This is a genomic window from Limnobacter sp. (assembly GCF_046297615.1).
In the GTDB taxonomy this organism is placed as follows: Bacteria; Pseudomonadota; Gammaproteobacteria; order Burkholderiales; family Burkholderiaceae_B; genus Limnobacter.
Window position 1 is genome coordinate 611472 of record NZ_JBKBHM010000001.1, and the last position, 17944, is coordinate 629415.

General features: G+C 60.3%; 13 protein-coding genes. 3 read left to right on the top strand and 10 right to left on the bottom strand.

Features of this window, described 5'->3' with window-relative positions; genetic code table 11:
- Positions 1-18: 18 nt before the first annotated feature.
- From ACK4FF_RS02825 to ACK4FF_RS02845, 5 genes are read right to left on the bottom strand one after another with little or no spacing between them, the layout of a single operon-like run.
- Positions 19-3156, bottom strand: a complete 3138-nt coding sequence (locus tag ACK4FF_RS02825) for an efflux RND transporter permease subunit (RefSeq protein WP_409704375.1) — start codon at positions 3154-3156, stop codon at positions 19-21.
- Between the two features lie 3 nt (positions 3157-3159).
- Positions 3160-4350, bottom strand: a complete 1191-nt coding sequence (locus ACK4FF_RS02830) for an efflux RND transporter periplasmic adaptor subunit (RefSeq protein WP_409704377.1) — start codon at positions 4348-4350, stop codon at positions 3160-3162.
- A complete protein-coding gene (locus tag ACK4FF_RS02835; RefSeq protein ID WP_409704379.1) occupies positions 4347-5627 on the bottom strand; it encodes a TolC family protein in 1281 nt (426 codons plus the stop codon). Before ACK4FF_RS02835 ends, ACK4FF_RS02830 begins: the two co-directional genes overlap by 4 nt.
- A gap of 48 nt (positions 5628-5675) precedes the next feature.
- Positions 5676-7055: a sensor histidine kinase gene (locus ACK4FF_RS02840; protein ID WP_409704381.1), complete on the bottom strand. Its 1380-nt coding sequence runs from the start codon at positions 7053-7055 to the stop codon at positions 5676-5678.
- Positions 7048-7722 carry a response regulator gene (locus ACK4FF_RS02845; RefSeq protein WP_409704843.1) on the bottom strand — a complete coding sequence of 225 codons (675 nt, stop codon included), beginning with the start codon at positions 7720-7722 and terminating at the stop codon, positions 7048-7050. Before ACK4FF_RS02845 ends, ACK4FF_RS02840 begins: the two co-directional genes overlap by 8 nt.
- A gap of 170 nt (positions 7723-7892) precedes the next feature.
- Here ACK4FF_RS02845 and ACK4FF_RS02850 point away from each other — a divergent pair, with 170 nt between their 5' ends.
- The gene (locus tag ACK4FF_RS02850) at positions 7893-8777 is read left to right on the top strand and encodes an alpha/beta hydrolase (RefSeq protein WP_409704383.1); all 885 of its coding nucleotides are present in this window, start codon (positions 7893-7895) and stop codon (positions 8775-8777) included.
- On the opposite strand, the gene ACK4FF_RS02855 is transcribed toward ACK4FF_RS02850, so the two are convergent.
- The gene (locus ACK4FF_RS02855; protein WP_409704385.1) at positions 8764-9798 is read right to left on the bottom strand and encodes an AraC family transcriptional regulator ligand-binding domain-containing protein; all 1035 of its coding nucleotides are present in this window, start codon (positions 9796-9798) and stop codon (positions 8764-8766) included. The genes ACK4FF_RS02850 and ACK4FF_RS02855 overlap by 14 nt on opposite strands.
- Before the next feature lie 111 nt (positions 9799-9909).
- Between ACK4FF_RS02855 and ACK4FF_RS02860 the strand changes: the two genes are divergently transcribed.
- Entirely contained in the window at positions 9910-11082 is a 1173-nt protein-coding gene (locus ACK4FF_RS02860) for an alkane 1-monooxygenase (protein ID WP_409704387.1), read from the top strand.
- A gap of 249 nt (positions 11083-11331) precedes the next feature.
- Positions 11332-12057, top strand: coding sequence for a C40 family peptidase (locus ACK4FF_RS02865; RefSeq protein WP_409704389.1), 726 nt, complete (start codon positions 11332-11334; stop codon positions 12055-12057).
- 29 nt (positions 12058-12086) lie between these two features.
- Here the strand turns inward: ACK4FF_RS02865 and ACK4FF_RS02870 are convergent, their stop codons facing one another.
- The 4 genes from ACK4FF_RS02870 to katG form a co-directional block, all read right to left on the bottom strand.
- Positions 12087-12977, bottom strand: a complete 891-nt coding sequence (locus ACK4FF_RS02870; protein ID WP_409704391.1) for a DUF3047 domain-containing protein — start codon at positions 12975-12977, stop codon at positions 12087-12089.
- Entirely contained in the window at positions 12974-13456 is a 483-nt protein-coding gene (locus tag ACK4FF_RS02875; RefSeq protein ID WP_409704393.1) for a SpoIIE family protein phosphatase, read from the bottom strand. Before ACK4FF_RS02875 ends, ACK4FF_RS02870 begins: the two co-directional genes overlap by 4 nt.
- Before the next feature lie 27 nt (positions 13457-13483).
- Positions 13484-15499, bottom strand: a complete 2016-nt coding sequence (locus ACK4FF_RS02880) for a SpoIIE family protein phosphatase (protein ID WP_409704395.1) — start codon at positions 15497-15499, stop codon at positions 13484-13486.
- A gap of 202 nt (positions 15500-15701) precedes the next feature.
- Entirely contained in the window at positions 15702-17909 is a 2208-nt protein-coding gene (gene katG / locus ACK4FF_RS02885) for a catalase/peroxidase HPI (RefSeq protein ID WP_409704397.1), read from the bottom strand.
- Positions 17910-17944 lie beyond the last annotated feature (35 nt).

Genomic DNA, 17944 nt, shown 5'->3' on the forward strand with positions numbered 1-17944 from the left:
TGCGACAGGGCGACAGGTTTAGTCTTCGTCTTGAGCGTCGTTGCCTCGGTTGTCATTGACTGGCATGCGGGCCTGTTGTGTACGGCGCAGGCCCCACAGTGCCAGTGGAGGCAGCAAGGTCAAGGTGAACAGGGTGGCGGTGACGATGCCGCCCACAATCACCACGGCGAACGGCTTCTGCGTTTCTGACCCGATCGCGTTGGACAGCGCGGCAGGCAACAGGCCCAAGCCTGCCATCAGTGCGGTCATGAGGATGGGGCGCAAACGCGAGATGGCCCCCTCGGTGACTGCACGCAGCAGGCTGGCGCCGTTTTCCACCAGGTTCACAATTTCTTCCAGCATGATCACGCCGTTTTGCACGGAGATGCCTGCCACTGCAATGAAACCCACCGCAGCAGAAATGGACAGGTGCAAGCCGGCCAGGCCCAGCGCGTAAAAGCCCCCTGCAATGTTGAATGGCAGCATGGCCAGAATGAGCAGTGCAAGACGCACGGACCGGAACGCACCAAACAACAGCGCGAAAATACCCACCAATGACGCAGGCACAATGACGGCCAAGCGTTTCAGGGCCCGTTGCTGGTTTTCAAATTGGCCGCCCCACACAATGCGGTAGCCTTGGGGCAAGTGCACTTGCGAGGACACCTTGGCCATGGCTTCAGCCACGAAGCTGCCTTGGTCGCGGCCTTGCAGGTTGGCCTTCACGGGTACGTTGCGCCCGCCTGATTCCCGTGCAATGCGCGAGGCGCCTTCACGCACTTCCACGCTGGCCACATCGCCCACACGCACGGTGCCTGCATTGTTGGGCAGGGGAATGGCAATGGCGCTGATGTCTTCCACCGAGTTGCGGTAGCCGGAGGCGTAGCGCAAGGTGAGATCGAAGCGGCGTTCACCGTCATAGAAGCTGCCAGCCGCCGTGCCGCCCACGGCGGTTTGCACGGCATTGCCGACGTCGCTCATTGACAGGCCAAGGCGGGCCAGTGCATTGCGGTCAGGCACGATGGCCAATTCAGGTTGGCCACCGGGCAGAATGGCGGCCACATCGCGGCTGCCCTGAATACTGCGCAGAATGGTGGCGATTTGCTCGGCTTTGTCTTGCAGCACATTCAAGTCGGGCCCAAATACTTTGACCGCGATTTCCCCTTTCACGCCGGACAAGGCTTCTTCCACGCTGTCCTGAATCACTTGCGAGAAGTTGGTGGACAAACCGGGGATGCTGCGCAGGTGTTGGTCCATGTCGGCCACCAAGGCTTCCTTGCTGTGAAAGCGCCATTCACCCCGGTTTTGCAGGTCTGCCAGTATTTCGATGTTGTTGGGGCCTTTGGGGTCAGTGCCGTCGTCAGGGCGGCCCACATGAGACACCACCATTTTCACTTCCGGGTAGGTGCGCAGGGTTGCGCGCACGGCCCGTTCCACGTCCTTGCTTTGTTCAAGCGACGAAGAAGGGGGCAGTGAAATGGTGAGCCACAAATTGCCTTCGTCCAGCCGGGGCAGGAATTCACTGCCCAGTGCGGGCACCAGCGCAAAGGCCAGTGCAGTAATGGCACCGGCCAGACCAAAGGCCAGCCGGGGTGCGCGTTGGCAGTGCCCCAACAGTTTGCGGTAGCCCTGTTGCAGGCGGGCAATCCACTCAATGTGTTTCTCGGCCAGGTCGCGCCGCACCAGCACCACGGACAGCAAGGCAGGAACCACTGTCAGCGTGAAGATGACCGCACCCAGCAGGGAGAATGACAGGGTCAGCGCCACAGGCGAGAAGATGCGGCCTTCGATGCGTTGAAAGGTGAAGATGGGCAAGAAAGCCAGAATGATGATGGCCTTGGAAAAAAGGATGGGCTTGGCCAAGCCGCTGGTGACCCAGCGCAGGGCGTCCAGCCTGCGGCTGATTTGTGAGTCGATGGCAGCAGGCACGTGATGCACCGCCAGCCGCACCATCAGCGCTTCCACCATGACCACGGCACTGTCGATGATGATGCCGAAGTCGATGGTGCCCAAGGAGATGAGGTTGGCCGGTACGCCCTTGAGGTCCATCAGTGTGAATGCAAACAGCAAGGTCAGCGGAATGATGGTGGCCACCACCAGGGCGGCGCGCCATTCCTGCAGGAACAACACCAGTACAAACAGCACCAGCAGTGCACCCACCACCAGGTTTTCAGTGACGGTGTGCAGGGTGTGGCGCACCAGGTCGGTACGCTGATAGATGGGCTGCACGGTGACGCCTTTGGGCAACTCGCCGTCGTTCAGTGCCGCCACCCGGTCCAACACCTGTGCCACCACCTTGGAAGGGTCGCCGCCCTTGGTCATCAGCACAATGCCTTCAACCACGGAGTCTTGATCATCATGGGCCACGATGCCGGAAAGCGGGTGGTCGCCTTCCATCACCTCGGCCACATCGCCCACCGTCACGGTTTTTCCCGCTTGGGCGGTGACCACGGCTGCGCGGATATCCTCCAGTTTGGTGAACAGCCCCACAGTGCGCACCACCAACCCTTCGTCACCACGCTTCATGACACCACCCGCAGCGTTCTGGTTGCCGTTGAGCAGTGCTTGGCTGACTTGGTCTTGCGTCACACCGTATCGGGCCAGTGCGGTGGGGTTTAAGCGAACCTGATACTCCTTGACCGCGCCGCCGAAGCTGGTGATGTCGGCCACGCCGGGTACGCGGCGAAGGGCGGGGCGGATCACCCAGTCCTGAATGGCGCGTGCTTCGCGGGCGGGCATGGTGTCAGGCGTGGCCAGCACGTAGCGGTACACCTCGCCCACAGCCGTGGCCAAGGGGGCCAATTGGGGCTGTACGCCGGGTGGCAGGTTCACGTTCTGAAGCTTCTCCAGCACTTGGTTGCGGGCGAAGTAGTCGTTGGTGCCGTCCGCAAACGTGAGGGTGACCACGGACAAACCCGTGATGGACACTGAACGCACTTGCGTGGCCTTGGGCACGCCGCTCATTTCGCGTTCGATGGGCACGCTGATGGCGCGCTCCACTTCTTCGGGCGACTGGCCCGGGTACTGCGTGGCGATTTGCACCTGCACGTCCTGCACATCGGGAAAGGCTTCAATGGGCAGGTCCTGCAGTGCCCGCAAACCGACGATGGCGAGAATGGCCGCCATCACCAGCACGAACAGCCGTTGCCGGATGGCAAATGTGGCGAAGTTGGTCAGCACTGCTTATTCCCCTTGAGTCATTTCAGAGGCCAGCAAAATGGTGCCGCGTATCACCACCTTGTCGCCTGCATGTACATTGCCTGAGGGGTCGAGGTAGGCGGATTGGTTGTCCTGCCGCAGCACTCTGACGGTTCGCCGTTCGAAATCACGGGGCCCGGTTTGTACAAACACCTGGGTGGTCAAACCCGTGGTCAACAGTGCGCTGACCGGCACCTTCACCACTGGGTCAGCCTTGGCCTGGCCCAGGGTGGCGCGTGCAAACATTTCTGGTTTCAGCCGCCCGTCGGCGTTTTGAACCACAGCACGCACGGGAATGCGCCGGGTGGCGGGGTCCACCATCGCACCCACACGCTCCACCTTGGCGGTGAAGGATTCCCCGGTGTAAGCGTCTACGGTGAAATTCACAACGGCCCCCGGGGTGGCGGCACCGAGTGCTTTTTCGGGCAGGTCGATGTTTAACCACAATTGGCGCGTGTCGGAAATCACGAAGAGCGGTGTTGCACTGTCGGGCCGAACTTCAGTGCCCGGGTTGGCCTGTCGGTCAACCACCAACCCGCTCAGTGGTGCGCGAAGCACCAAGCGCTCACCCTCAATGCGGCTGCCCGAAGGGGCCAGATTGGACAGACGCAGGCGGGCCCGTTCAACCTCGGCCAATGCAGCGCGGCTGTCGGCTTCGGTGGCTTCCAGTTCGCGACGCGACATGGCGTCACCCTCAAACAAAATGCGGGCCCGTGTGAGTGACTTGTCACGTTGCGATGCGGCGATTTCCGCTTTGCGCAAATCGGCAATGGCTTGGCCGAAATCGGGTGCATCAATCACAGCCAGTTCAGCCCCTTGTTTGACTGCATCGCCGATGTTGGCCTGCAGCCGGATGAGGCGACCTGCCAGCGGTGCAAAGACGCGGGCGGTGTTGTCGTCCGACAGTGTGAGCCGTGCATTCAGGGGTTCAGAGGCGGGCAAGTCGGCCACTGTGGCCGCTTCCATTTTCAGGAAGTTCAACTGGCTGGCGTCCTCGGCCAAAGTGAGGTGATTCGGCTGGGCTGTACTTGTTGGGGCTTGAGCCTCTACGCCTTCATGGCGCTCTGTCCAATAGGCCTTGCCCCCCAAGAGGGCAGCCAGGCCAAGCAGTGCCACGGGCACCAGCAGTTTGGGTTTGAACAGGGTTTGTTGGGTTTTTGATGAGGGGCGATTCATGGCATGTCTTGCAGTTCGAGTGCGGCAGCCCAGGCTGCGCGGGCTTTGGCAGCGTCGGCCAAGGCTTTGGCGGTGTCGGTTTCGGTGGAATACAGGCTGCGGCGGGCTTCAATCACGTCCAGCGCGGAAGCGGCGCCATGGGTAAAGGCCAGTTGAACTGCGGCGAATGCCTGCCGGGCAGAGGGCAGTGCAAAGTCCTGCAGTTGTTGGGCGCGTGCGCACAGCCGCTCAACTTCAAAGCGGTTTTGAGCCACCTCGGCCATGGCGGTGGCGCGAACCCGTTCCAGTTCATCGCGGGCCAGGTCGCGGTCAACCCAGGCTTTGCGGATTTCGCCTCGATAGTCGTAGCCGGTGAAGAGGGGAATGCTGACACCCAGGCCAACCAAATTGCCGCGTTCAGTCTGGTCGCGCTCCAGTTGGGCGCCCACCGTCACATCCCGTGTTTGCAGGGCGTTGGCCAGTTCTACCGCTTTTTCCGTGGCGGCAACACGCCGTAGTGCGGCTTGAATGTCGGACCGCCGTTCAATGTTCCAGTCCTGATCGGCAGGCAATGCGGTCATCGCCGGCCATGGGCCTTGGGTCACCAACTGCGGTGCCATGCTTTCTTGGGCCAGTAACTGGGCCAGTTGCAGGCGGGCACGTTGAAGGTCAACACTGGCCTGTACGGCGTCGGCCTGGGCTTTCAGGCTGTCGGTACGAATGCGGGCCACTTCGGAAGCCGACAGGTCGCCGGCGCGCTGCCGAAGCTCGGCCTTGCTCAGGGTTTGCTGAGCGAGAGTGGCGGAATCAGCCGCCAAGCGGGCCACTTCTTCGGCGGCTTTCAAGTCGAAGAACGATTGCCGTGCGAACAAGCGAACCTGGCGCAGCACATCGGCTTCATCCAGCCTGCTGGCCGACACCAAGGCGTCGGACACAGCGATTCGCAGGTCCCGTTTGTTGCCGCGCTCAAACGGTTGGTCGATTCGCACAATGGAGTCCAGGCTTCCGGTGCCGGTGGGCCGGCTGATGCGGTAGCCACTGGTGTTCAGCGACACGGTTGGGTTGGGGCGGGCGGCTGCCATGTCCTGCCCAGCCTGGGCACTCTGTGTGGCCCGTTGGGCGGCCACCAAGGCGCGGTTGTTCAGTGCAACCAGCCGGTCCAGTTCCGCCAGTGACACAGGCCGGGTGGCCGCCACGGTTGGGCTGGGCTTGGTGTCGGCCATGGGTTTGGCGTGGCCCACTTGCACGCACGCAAGGGCCAGTGGGGTGAGCAGTAGAATCGAGAATAGGTTACGCATGGACAGGAAGATAACGACACCTTCCTGTCGATCCCCTGACAAATTGCGTCAGGCAAGCCCGCCTTGCGGAAAAGTGACACGGATGGCCAGGCCCCGGCCTGTGCTGCCCTCACGCAGTGTGACATTGCCGCCATGGCGGTCTGCCACTTCTTTCACGATGGCCAGCCCAAGCCCGGTGCCGGTGCCCGGGCTGCCGTCGGGGCGGTAGAAACGTTCAAGCACTTTGTCGCGTTCGTGAACCGGAATGCCCGGGCCGTCGTCATCCACTTCAAGGAAGGGGCGGCCCTGTTCATCAAGCCCGCTGCGGGCGGTCACATGTCCGCCGCTGGGGGTGTATTGAAGGGCGTTGTCGATGAGGTTGGCCAGCAATTCACGAATCAGCCAGGGGGCGCCTTCTGTGGGTGCGCGCTCGGGTTCAAAGCCCAGGTCGATGCCCTTGGCCATGGCTTGGTCAAACCAGCGCGATGCGTTTTCTTCCAGCAGGGTAGACAAGTCGAATGGGCTGGTCTGTATCGCTGCCGCAGCTTCAGGGGCAGAGCGGGCCAGCGCCAGCAGTTGGTGTGTCATGTGCCCCAGCCTTGTGGTGGCCTCCTGCAATTGCAGAATGCGGTGGCGTGATTGCTCGGGCAACTCAGCGGCGGCCAGTTCCAGTTGGGTTTGTAAACCAGCCAGTGGAGTTTTCAGTTGGTGGGCGGCGTTGGCCAGAAAGGCTTGCTGCGCCAGCGCCGCAGTGCGCAGGTCCATGATCAGGCTGTCCATGGCCTGAACCAGCGGTTCCGCTTCACCGGGAATGTCTACTTTGGGCAAAGGGCTGAGGTCATGCGGCGAGCGCCGCGCAATGTCCTTGCTCAGCAGGGTCAGCGGGGCAAGACCGCTGCGCACGCCCACGTACACAAGCACCAGTGTGAGGGCAATCAAGGTTAAGTTGGGCAACAGCATGGCGGCCAATATGCGCGACTCTGCGCTTTCCCGTTTCCGTGTGGTTGCTGCCACCACCACGGTCACTGTGCCGTTGGTGGTGTCCAGTTGATAGGTGGCCTTGCGTACTTTGTAGCCCCGAATCACATCCTCCGACAAATGCGGTTTGATGCGCGCATTCACCGCTGTGGGGTGCAGGTCGGCATCGCCCGAGAGCAAGCGGCCACGGGGCCCACGGATGGCAAAAAACTCGATGTCCACGGTGTTGCTGCGAAGCACGGCTTCGGCGGCAGCGGGCAGGTCAACGATGGTGTCAGGCCCTTTGGTGCGAATGCGGCTGGCCAGGGCGAATGCGTTGTCGATGAGCGCCTCGTCGTAACTCTGCATGGTCGGCCGAAACACGATGCGGTAATCAATCACCATGCTCAGCAGAAACACGGTCAACAGCGGCACAAGCAGAAAGCCCAGCAAGCGCCTGCGCAGGATGACCCGTGGCCGTTGCTCAGTCATCGGGCTGCTCATCCAGTCGGTAGCCGATGCCACGAATGGTGCGAATTTCCACACCGCTGCCTTGCAGCTTGTTGCGCAGGCGGCTGATGTAGATTTCGATCGCATTGGCGGTGATTTCATGGTCCCATTGGCTGAGGCTTTCGGCCATTTTTTGTTTGGGCACCACGCTGGGGGTGGCCAGCATAAGCTGCTGGAGGATTTCCCATTCCCGGCCAGTGAGGTCCAGTGGTGTGTCGTCCACCAGGGCTACACAACGGGCCAAGTCCATCACGATGTGGCCCATGCTGAGTTCCGACGAAGCCGCTGAGCGGCTGCGCCGAATCAGCGCGCGCAAACGCGCCTGCAGTTCGGGCAGTTGGAAGGGTTTGACCATGTAGTCATCCGCCCCCAAGTCCAGCCCGAGTACCCGGTCATCCAGCCCATCGCGTGCGGTGAGAATGATCACCGGTACATCAATTTGCCGCTTTCGAATTCTGCGAACCAGTTCGTGACCGCTCATGCCGGGCAAGCCAATGTCCACAATGGCGGCATCGTAATGGGTCAGTTTCAGTGCATTTTCGGCGGGTTCTGCGCTGGTGAGGTGATCCACTGAAAAGTTGGCCAGTTCAAGGCCTTCACGAATGCCTTGGGCCACCAGTGTGTCGTCTTCAACCAAAAGTATGCGCATGCCGTTGCAAGGAGCCAGTGCTGTGATGGCCCGATGATAACCCGAGGTTTGCCCGGTGGGCATGCGGGGGCAGGGTTTGAATTGTCAGGCTAAGGAAAGGTTGTGGCCTTGAGAATCGAAGCCACATACGCGGGGTGATGGTTGCCCCGGCCACAAGGGGTTAAGTCCACATGAACAATCGATCCGGTCAGGCGCTGTTGACCGGAACCCACGGCTTTTTTCTGGAACGCGGTGAATGCGCCGTGTTGCTGGTGCATGCCATCGGCGGCGCACCCGCGCAGTTGCGGTACGTGGGGCACCAGCTGGCCCATCAGGGTTTGACGGTGCTGTGCCCGCAATTGCCGGGGCATGGCGAGTCCATCAATGTGTTGGCGAAATCGCAGCCAGCCGCCTGGCTGTTGGCCTTAGGCGAAGCGCTGGATTACCTGGCTACCCGATACACGCACGTGGTGGTGGCGGGTTTGTCCGATGGCGCGCTGTTGGCCACCTTGTTGGCCCACCAACACCCGGCCAAAGTGCGCGGCCTGGTGTTGATGTCTCCATTGTTCACACGCGACGGTGTTGCTGCAGGCAGCCCTGTAACCCGGTGGTGGCAGGCCATGTTGCGGCGCAGCCCTGTCGGCCGCTGGTTCAGTTGGCGAATTCATCACCCTTACGGCATCAAAGATTCCCACCTGCGCCTGCAATTGCTGCAGGCTTACCGCCAAGCCCGGCCCAAGATGGCAAGCAAACTCGGCCATGCACAATTGCCCACCCGAGCTGTGCTTCAAAGCCAGGCCTTGGCCCACGAAGCTTTGGCAGTGCTGAGGCATGTGCAATGCCCGGTGTTGTTGGCGCACGCCGAACAGGATGACCAAGCCTCGGCCCACAACGCCCAAGTGGTGCAAGCGGCTGTGCCACCCCAGTGCCTGGATGTATTGACCCTGACCAACAGCCACCATTTGCTGACGCTCGATGGCGAGCGCGACCTGCTGGTTGACCGATTGGTGAGGTTTGTTCAGCAGGTGCGCAAGGGTGCTTGCCTGCCACAGGCCGCGCCGTTCATTGGCCTTTAGCCGCCTGTTGACGGTAGGCCGAGGGCGTCATTCCAAACCAGCGTTTGAAGGTGCGGCTGAAATTGGATGGGTCCTGACAGCCGACAGCCAGCGCAATGTCGTCCATGCTGTGTTGGGTGTTGTCCAGCATCCAGAGCGCGCGGTTCTTGCGTAGTTCGTCGTGAATGGTCTGGAAGCGCTGGCCTTGCGCGGCCAGTTTCCGAATCAAGGTGCGGGGTGTCAGGTGCAACTGCTCAGCCACCTCATCCAGTGTCAACGCCAGTGACTGTTCGTCTTGTTCCAGCAGCATGCGTACACGGTCGCTCAGGTTTTCGCCTGCACAGGCCCGGTGTAGCGCCACATCACATTCCCGAAGGTGCGCCTGAAGGCTGGCTGGGTCTGCAGCGATGGCGGGGGCCAGCGCCACGTCACTGGACACCTGAATGCGCAACTCGGTTTGCCCAAACCGGTTGTGTGCGGCCACTCGCTGGTACTGCTCGGCCCAGGGGGGCTCATCAAAGGGCCAGTGCACTTCCAGCCAGGGTTGCAGGTCTTGCCCGGTTAAAGTCCCGAACAACTGAAACAGGCCCGCCACCAACTGGCCGTACAGGTATTCCGACATGGCACCCAGCGGCACCCAGTGCACCAAGCGCATGCAGTGGCGGTGGTCCACCGTGGTGATGTCCACAGCGGCCAGATTCTGCCGCAGCCGGGCGTACTTCTGCAACAACAGCACCGCATGGGCCAGGTTCGGGCTGGCCATCATGGCGGCGCCCAGCACGCCATGGGCAGCCGCCTGGGTGCGGAAACCCACTTCAAGGCCCAGCCAAGGGCATTGGCTAAGCCGCATGCCCTGAAGGGCCAAGCCTTCCATGTGGTGCACTGTCAAAAACTCGGTGTTGGTGTGCAGCCTGTCCCAGTCCAGCGGCAGCCCTTCGAGAATGGCCTCGCGCGAGAACCCGCGGCGTTGAAGTTCAGCACACAGCAGGCGGGCGTACACCGGGTGCAGCGCTGGGCGCAATGCGCGGTCTGCCTCAAGCATGGTGGGTGTCCTTTGTCACTGAATGACGAATTTATGCCACAAGTGGCGGTGTTGCTGTCAAGCAGAACTTCTTAATCTGAACACACTGATTACACTCCAATGGAGATCTGCATGAGCGCCGTTCATCCCCCCTTGCCGCATCACAGCGAATACCGTGATTCCAAAAAAATGCTGTGGCTGTTGTCCGTGATTGCCCCAGTGGCGGCCCCACTGGGCCCGGTGTTGTACCTTTGGACCGGCAACACCACGTGGTTGTGGATTTTTCTGGCCCTGTTCTATGTCGGCTTGCCGATTCTGGACCGGGTGTTTGGTGAAGACCGCCAGAACCCCCCCGAAGCCGCTGTACCCAGGCTGGAGAACGACAGCTATTACCGTTGGGTCACCTATGCGATGGTGCCTGTCCTGACGTTCTGTTTTCTGTTCAACATTGCCTTTCTGGCAACGCAGCCCCTTGAACCCATTTACTGGTGGGCCGTGGCACTGACCACAGGCAGCATGTTGGGCTTTGGCCTGAACCTTAGCCACGAGCTGGGCCACAAGAAACGCAAGCTGGACCAATGGCTGGCCCTGTGGACCCAGTCGTTGGGCGCTTACGGGCATTTCTCGATTGAGCACAACCGCGGGCACCACCGTGATGTGGCCACCCCTGAAGACCCGGCCAGCTCACGCATGGGCGAAACCATCTACCGCTTCATGCTGCGCGAATTGCCCGGTGCCTTTCTGCGGGCGTGGCGGCTGGAGGCTGAACGCCTTGCCCGCAAGGGCCATGGGGCCTGGAGTGTACGCAACGAGGTGGTTCAAGGCCTGCTTTTGACAGCGCTGGTGCATGGCGGCCTGATTGCAGTGTTGGGTTGGCCCGCTGTGCCAGCATTGCTGGTGGTGAGTTTTTGGGGCGCATTTCAACTGACCTCAGCCAACTACATTGAGCACTATGGCCTTCTGCGCAAAAAACTGGACAATGGCCAGTACGAACGCTGCCAGCCCCACCATTCCTGGAACAGCAACCACTTGGTGAGCAACTTGGTGGTGTTGCAGTTGCAGCGCCACTCTGACCACCACGCCAACCCCGCCCGTGGCTTCCAGAGCCTGCGCGACTTCCCGGACTTGCCCAGCCTGCCCTCGGGGTATTTCGCGATGTTCCTTGTGGCCTATGTGCCGCCGCTGTGGTTCAGGGTCATGAACCCTCGCTTGGTGCGCACCGTCAACGGCGATGTCAGCCGCATCAACTTCCTGCCCTCACGCCGTGCAGCGCTGGTGAAACAACACGGCTTGCAGGCACACTGAATTGTTTCTCCGCTGAAACAATGTCACCAAGGCCCCAGTAGGGGGCTTTGATGACATTGTCAGTAAAAATAGGTGTAGATGCCCGGAAATCTGTGAGTATTCGCGCAATTTATTACCTAAAGCAGTACTCTAAAACCCCGGTTTTGGCCCAAGATTTCAAAAATATTTACACATCGATAGTTTCATTGTTGATATTGTTCGCCCCTGACACGAATTCATTTGAACATTCAGGCAGTGCAGGGGGGAGACATGGTGGCAATCCGGACAGCAGCGTTGATCACAGTCGGCGCAGTCATGGTGATGGGGTCCCAGGGGGCGATGGCCCAAGGGAATGCCCAGCGCAGCTCCTTCTTCGACTTCCTCAAATGGGGCCAGTCTGCCCCGGTGCATCACAACGACACACGCCATGTGCACAACCCTGAGGTGAGCACCGTGTACCGGGTGGTGCGCACCCACAGCATCAAAGCTGTTCCCCTGCATGAGCCGACTCACTACTTGGCGTCTGCGCCTGCGGTGGATGCCCTGGCCAAGCCCGTGATTCAAACCGTGATGTACCACGAGCGTCAGATGATTGCTGAGGCTGTGGTGCACATGAAAACCCGCCTGGAGCAGACTGTGGACAGCCTGTTGGGTGTGAAGTACAAATTCGGCGCCAATGACCCCTCAAAAGCATTGGATTGCAGTGCCTTGGTCAAGCGCCTGTACGAAACAGTGGCCAATGTGAACCTGCCCCGCACGGCTCGTTCCATGGCCACCACCACACAAACCATTCAGAAAGACGACATCAAGGCCGGTGACTTGGTGTTCTTCAACACCCGTGGCCACGCGTTCTCACATGTCGGTGTGTACATGGGCGAAGGGCAGTTCGTGCATGCTTCTTCCAAGGCAGGCCATGTCACCATCAGCTCGCTGTCCAACAAGTACTACGCCAAGCGCTTCACTGGCGCCCGCCGTGTGGACCACAATCCCTCTTGATCACGCTGTAAGCGGCTGGCGGCTCGGGCTCATTCCTTGAGCCCGATCAATTCCAGATCGGTGATGTAGGCCCTGCTGCTGGCCTTGGTGTTGTCCGCATCGCCCATGATGGCCACGCTGAGCAGGCGCCCCGGTTTTTCTCCGAACGCCTTCACAAAATCTTCTTCAATATTGCGGTCAAACAGCCGCCATTGCCCCAAGCCGTTGCGGTCCTGCTGGGTCTGCACCGCTTTGATTTTCACGGTGTGCGTGTGTGCTGAAGTGATGACGTCGTACTGCGCAACCCCGGCACCCAAGGAGTACATCAAGGTGGCGTAGGGTGCTGGTTTGCGTGTCAGCATGTCCATGCGTTGAAGGAATTGTTGATCCTGTTCGCTCAGGCGGCTTCGGTCACCCTCGAAAGCCAGCACCACACGGATGGGCGAATCTTCAAGGCTTCGGTCCAGCGTTTTGGCTTTGGTGTTGGGTTTGGCAATCCACCACTTCCAGCGGATTCGGCTGTCTGGCCCCGCCTGCAGGTTCAAAGGGCGGATCATCGACGAGGCGGAAGACCGTGCATCGATTCGAACCAATTGGCGCTTGTTGTCTGCGCCACACTGCATCACGCTGTACTGCGTGGGCAATTTGAACGGGAAAAAGCTCAGGTGTTCCCAGTCCCGCAGAGGGCTGTTCTGGCTGAGTGGGTTGACCGGCACCACCTCGCCCTTGAGCAGTGCCGTCGCCGTGGCAGGGCTAGCTGCGGCCTCTGGAAGCTGGGCGCACACCTGGGCCTGTTCCTGGGCATTCGCTTCTGCCGACATGGGGCGCTCGCCGCCACCCAGCAAGGCACAACCGGCCAACGGCACACTCAGCAGAAAAGCCACGCCGGCGCGCGCCGTGGGCCGCAGGCGGACTTTGTTGTTGGTCGGGTCAATGCTCATGGTGCGCTGCGTTCAAGCAATAGCAAGGTCAAGTCTTCGGTGTCAGTGGATACGCCAAGTGTATCCAACCAATGTTGCAGCGTGTTGTACACCGCGTCCAGTGGTTCAAGGGTGGACAGTTTCATGAGCCCCGATAGGGTGTTCAGTACACTCGGGGAGGTTTTGTTCAAAATTCTCATCAGGCCGTGGGTGAGCATCAACAATCGGTCGCCCGCCTGAAGGACAAACTCGTGGTCGTCATAACGGGTAACCGCAGTTTGGCCCACCGGTGCACTGTCTGATTCAAACACTTGAATGTCACCGTTGTTGCGGCACAGAATGACCGGCACCGAGCCTGCCAAGGCCAGTCGGGTTCGCCCGTCCCGATGGTTCATTACGCCATACGCCAAAGAGAATGTCATGCCATGTGCATGCGGGGACTCAAGCACCTTGTGATTCACGATGGTCAAGAGCAGAGAGGGGGGTTGGATCACCTTCATGCCCACTAAGCTGTCCGGCATTTGATGTTATTTGCCGGTTTCACCACTCATGCCCAAAATGGCGTTGCTGATGGCCCGCGACTTGATGCCGTTCAGCAGGCCAGTGCCTTGCCCACCCAGGGCAAAGAACACGGTGGTGTCGTCTGTGGCGGGGGCCAAACCCAGCATGTCGCCCGACAGCGATGTGGCTGACCGATAAAGCCAGCGTGCCTGAAGGCCGCATACAGGGGAGTCTTGGGGTGGCAGGGTGGCTTTCTGACGTCTGGACACCCGTTCCAGATCGTGTTTGACTTCCCGCCGCAAGGTAGCCAGCTGCTCGTGTTTGAGGTCTAGCGCACCGATGTACTGGATGTGGCGGCTACAGGTTTCCAGGTGAAAACGGACTTCGTTGGGCCCACAGGGCATCCGCACAATTTTATGCGCGCCCAAGGCCAGCAAGGCTTGGGCATCGGGCAGAGTGGGCAAGCGGTGACAAGCCACCACCAGGGGCTTCTGACCCTGTTTGCGCTGGCTGAGTGTTTCCAGCCAACGGTTTGTTAAGGAGTTGTTGCCTGTGGCTTCCAGCAGCACCAAGTCCACCTCGTCGAACAAGGCGTCATCCGCAGTGGGTAGGTCTTCAAGCCGAACAAGGTCGTGGCTGATCCCGAGTGCATGCAGGGTGTTGAACAGGTTGTCCGATGGCGTGTACTCCGAAAACACCAGCAACACACGCTGTACGAAACCCGCCAGGTTATTCAGGCTGACAGAAATTCTTTCCGGCTTGCTGGATGGGGCTGTGGGGTTGACGCCAGTGTTTGCTTGACTGTGAAACAGGTCCATGCCGACCACGGTGAGGTCGTCCGACAGCATGTGGTTTTGCGGTTTGTTCGACCACCGCATCAATTGCAGACGCAAGGCATCCTGCAACGCGGCAAAACCGTGTGGGGCATGGCTGCGCACCACATGGTCGAGCATGTCATCGGTGATGGATTGTCCCGAACTGTTCAGGATGTCGGTCAGCCCGTCCGAATAGAGCATCAAGGCATCACCCGGGCTCACTGTGGTATGAACAGTTTCATAGGCGGGCTCATCGAGAATGCCCATAGGGACGTCGTGAGTGCCCAGTTTGCAGACTTCGCCGGTGTGCCTGATCAGGTAAGGCAGGGGCATGCCTGCAACGCTCAGGCTGAGTGCACCGCTTCGCGTATTCAGCAAGCCGTACATGCCACATACAAAACCCAGGTCATCCAGTGACCGGGCACACACGTGGCTGATGGCATTGAGCACCTCGCCAGGGCTGCGGGGTACGGGGGGTTCGGCCATGGATTGCCGGGGCTTGAACAAGGCACTTTCAAATGGGGAGGGGGAGAACAGGCGGGATATAGCCATGGCCCGAATGGCCGACGAAATACCATGGCCCACGACATCGATCATGAAGAAGGCCAGCACCCCCTCACTCAATTCGAAGACATCGTACTGATCACCCGACACAATGGTGTAGGGCCAGGCATAGGCGTGCACACGGGTGCCGCACACGCTAGCCTGATTCTTCACCTGCATCGATTCTTGCTGCTGGCGGATGTGGTGCAGTTTGTTTTCCAGCAGGCGTTGTTCGGCGGGCAGGTCCAGTTCCTGGGTGTACAGGGTGTGCTGGTGCTGCAGGGTATGTAGGCCCTCCGCCACACAGGTGCTGAGGCTGGCCTTGGGGGCGTCGTGCGTGATGATCTGGTCCAGTTGCGCGACACAGGCCTCGGCATGAAGGGCTTCGCTCACATTGGGGGCCCAATGCACCACGTACGTGTAAAGCCCGTAGCGCAATGCCCGTATCTGCCGGCACAAGTCGAACGCGGAGTCGGTGTGTTCCGGCAGGGCAAGGACAATGAAATGGCTTTGCCCCAAACGCACGCGCTCCAGTGCGTGGGCCGTGGATGAGGTTTCACTGACTTCCATGGCCTGAGCCTGCGCGGTTTCACGCCATACGGCCGTGTCCAGCCCTGCCGGATTCACGATCAGGAGGTTCAGGTTTGACTGCGTCGTTGCAGGCAAAAGTGACAATTCGTACATTTTTACGCGCCAATAAGGGCGCATTAATTGGAATTAAATGCAGTAATGATGCAAGCCCAGTGTAACCGGAATGCATGGGGACAGGTGGGGTTTCGCGAAATTACAGATTGACCAGAATAACCCGACCGCGCGAAAAAAAAGCCCTCTCGTGGAGGGCTTTTTCAGGGCAGTGAAGGCCCACCGCGCAGGTGGGCTTGGTTCATCAATGGTGAATGTCGAAGCGGTCAGCATTCATGACTTTGACCCAGGCTGCGACAAATTGTCGCACCAGTTGAGCCTCGCCGCCAGCCTGGCCATACACCTCGGCCAGTGCCCGCAATTGCGAGTTGGAACCAAACACCAGGTCGGCCAAGGTGCCTGTCCATTTCAATGCGCCGGTTTTGCGGTCACGGCCTTCGAGCACCCCGGGTGCGCTGCTGGATTTTTCCCAGCGTGTCGCCATGTCCAACAGGTTCACAAAGAAGTCGTTGGTCAAGGTTTCCGGGCGTTTGGTGAACACACCGTGTGGGCTGCGGCCGGTGTTGGCATTGAGCACCCGCAGGCCACCGACGAGGGCAGTCATTTCAGGCGCGGTAAGGCCCAACAGGTTGGCCTTGTCCAGCAAGCGTTCAGCCGCGCTGTTTTCCAGCCCAGGCTTGGCAAAGTTGCGGAAGCCGTCTGCCTGGGGCTCAAGCACTGCGAACGACTCTGCATCGGTTTGCTCGGCCGTGGCGTCGGTGCGGCCGGGGGCGAAGGGCACATTCACGGTGTGCCCCGCACGGCGCGCAGCCTCTTCAACACCTGCATTACCCGCCAACACAATCAAGTCGGCCAGAGAGACCCGTTTGCCACCGCTGGCGGAGGCGTTGAAGTCTTTCTGAATGGCTTCCAGTTTCGCCAGAATTGTGCCCAACTCGGCAGGGTTGTTCACGGCCCAATCTTTCTGGGGGGCCAGGCGAATGCGGGCGCCATTGGCTCCGCCCCGCTTGTCGCTGTTGCGGAAGCTGGCTGCCGAGGCCCACGCGGTGTTCACCAACTGGGCCACCGTCAAGCCGCTGGCCAACACTTTGGCTTTCAAGGCGGCTTGGTCAGCCGCATCAATCAAGGCGTGGTTGACGGCGGGCACTGGGTCTTGCCAAATCAGGTCTTCTTTGGGCACCAATGGGCCGATGTAACGGCTCTTCGGCCCCATGTCCCTGTGGGTCAATTTGAACCAGGCCCGGGCGTACGCATCGGCAAACTCGTCCGGGTTGGCCAGGAAGTGGCGTGAAATTTTTTCGTACGCTGGGTCGAAGCGCAGGGCCAGGTCGGCGGTGGTCATCATGGGCGCATGGAACTTGGTCGGGTCGTGTGCGTCCACCACGGTGCCATCACCGCTGTTGCCTTTGGGTTTCCACTGGTGCGCGCCGGCTGGGCTCTTGGTCAATTCCCATTCGTACTTGTAGAGAGTTTCCAGGTAGCCCATGTCCCAAGTCGTGGGGTTGGGTTTCCAGGCGCCTTCAATGCCGCTGGTGGTGGCGTGTGCACCCACACCAGTGCCGTGCTGGTTGATCCATCCAAAGCCTTGCGCTTCAATGGGGGCTCCTTCGGGTTCAGGGCCTACCAAGGAGGGGCTGCCGGCGCCGTGGGCTTTGCCGAATGTGTGGCCACCGGCCACCAGCGCGACGGTTTCATAGTCGTTCATGGCCATGCGGCCAAAGGTTTCCCGGATGTCGTGGGCGGACAGTTTCGGGTCCGGGTTGCCGTCCGGGCCTTCCGGGTTCACGTAAATCAAACCCATTTGCACGGCACCCAGCGGGTTGGCCAGGTCACGCACGCCGGAATAGCGGCTGTTGGGCTTGTCACTGGTGGCCAGCCATTCCGCTTCCGGGCCCCAGTACACTTCCTCGGGCTCGTAAACGTCTTTGCGGCCAAAGGCGAAGCCGAAGGTTTTGAAGCCCATGGTGTCCATGGCAAGGGTACCTGCCAACACCAGCAAGTCAGCCCAGGAAACCTGGTTGCCATACTTTTGTTTGATGGGCCACAACAGGCGTCGTGCTTTGTCGAGGTTGCCGTTGTCGGGCCAGCTATTCAGTGGTGCAAACCGCTGCATGCCGGTGCCAGCGCCACCGCGGCCATCTGCAATTCGATAAGTGCCTGCGGCGTGCCAGGTCATGCGTACAAACAGTGGGCCGTAGTGGCCGTAGTCGGCAGGCCACCAGTCTTGGGAGTCGGTCATCAGGGCGGTCAAGTCCTTGATGAGTGCGTCCACATCCAGTGTTTTAAGGGCTTCAACGTAATCGAACCCGGCGTCCATGGGGTCAGTCAGGGGCGAGTTCTGGTTGAGCAACTTCAGGTTCAACTGATTGGGCCACCAGTTGGCGTTGGTGGGGGTTCCGGCAATGGCGGTTTTTGGTCCGTGTCCGGTGAATGGGCATTTTCCGTCTGACATACATCCTCCTGCGGGTGTTTATTGGCTCAACTGGA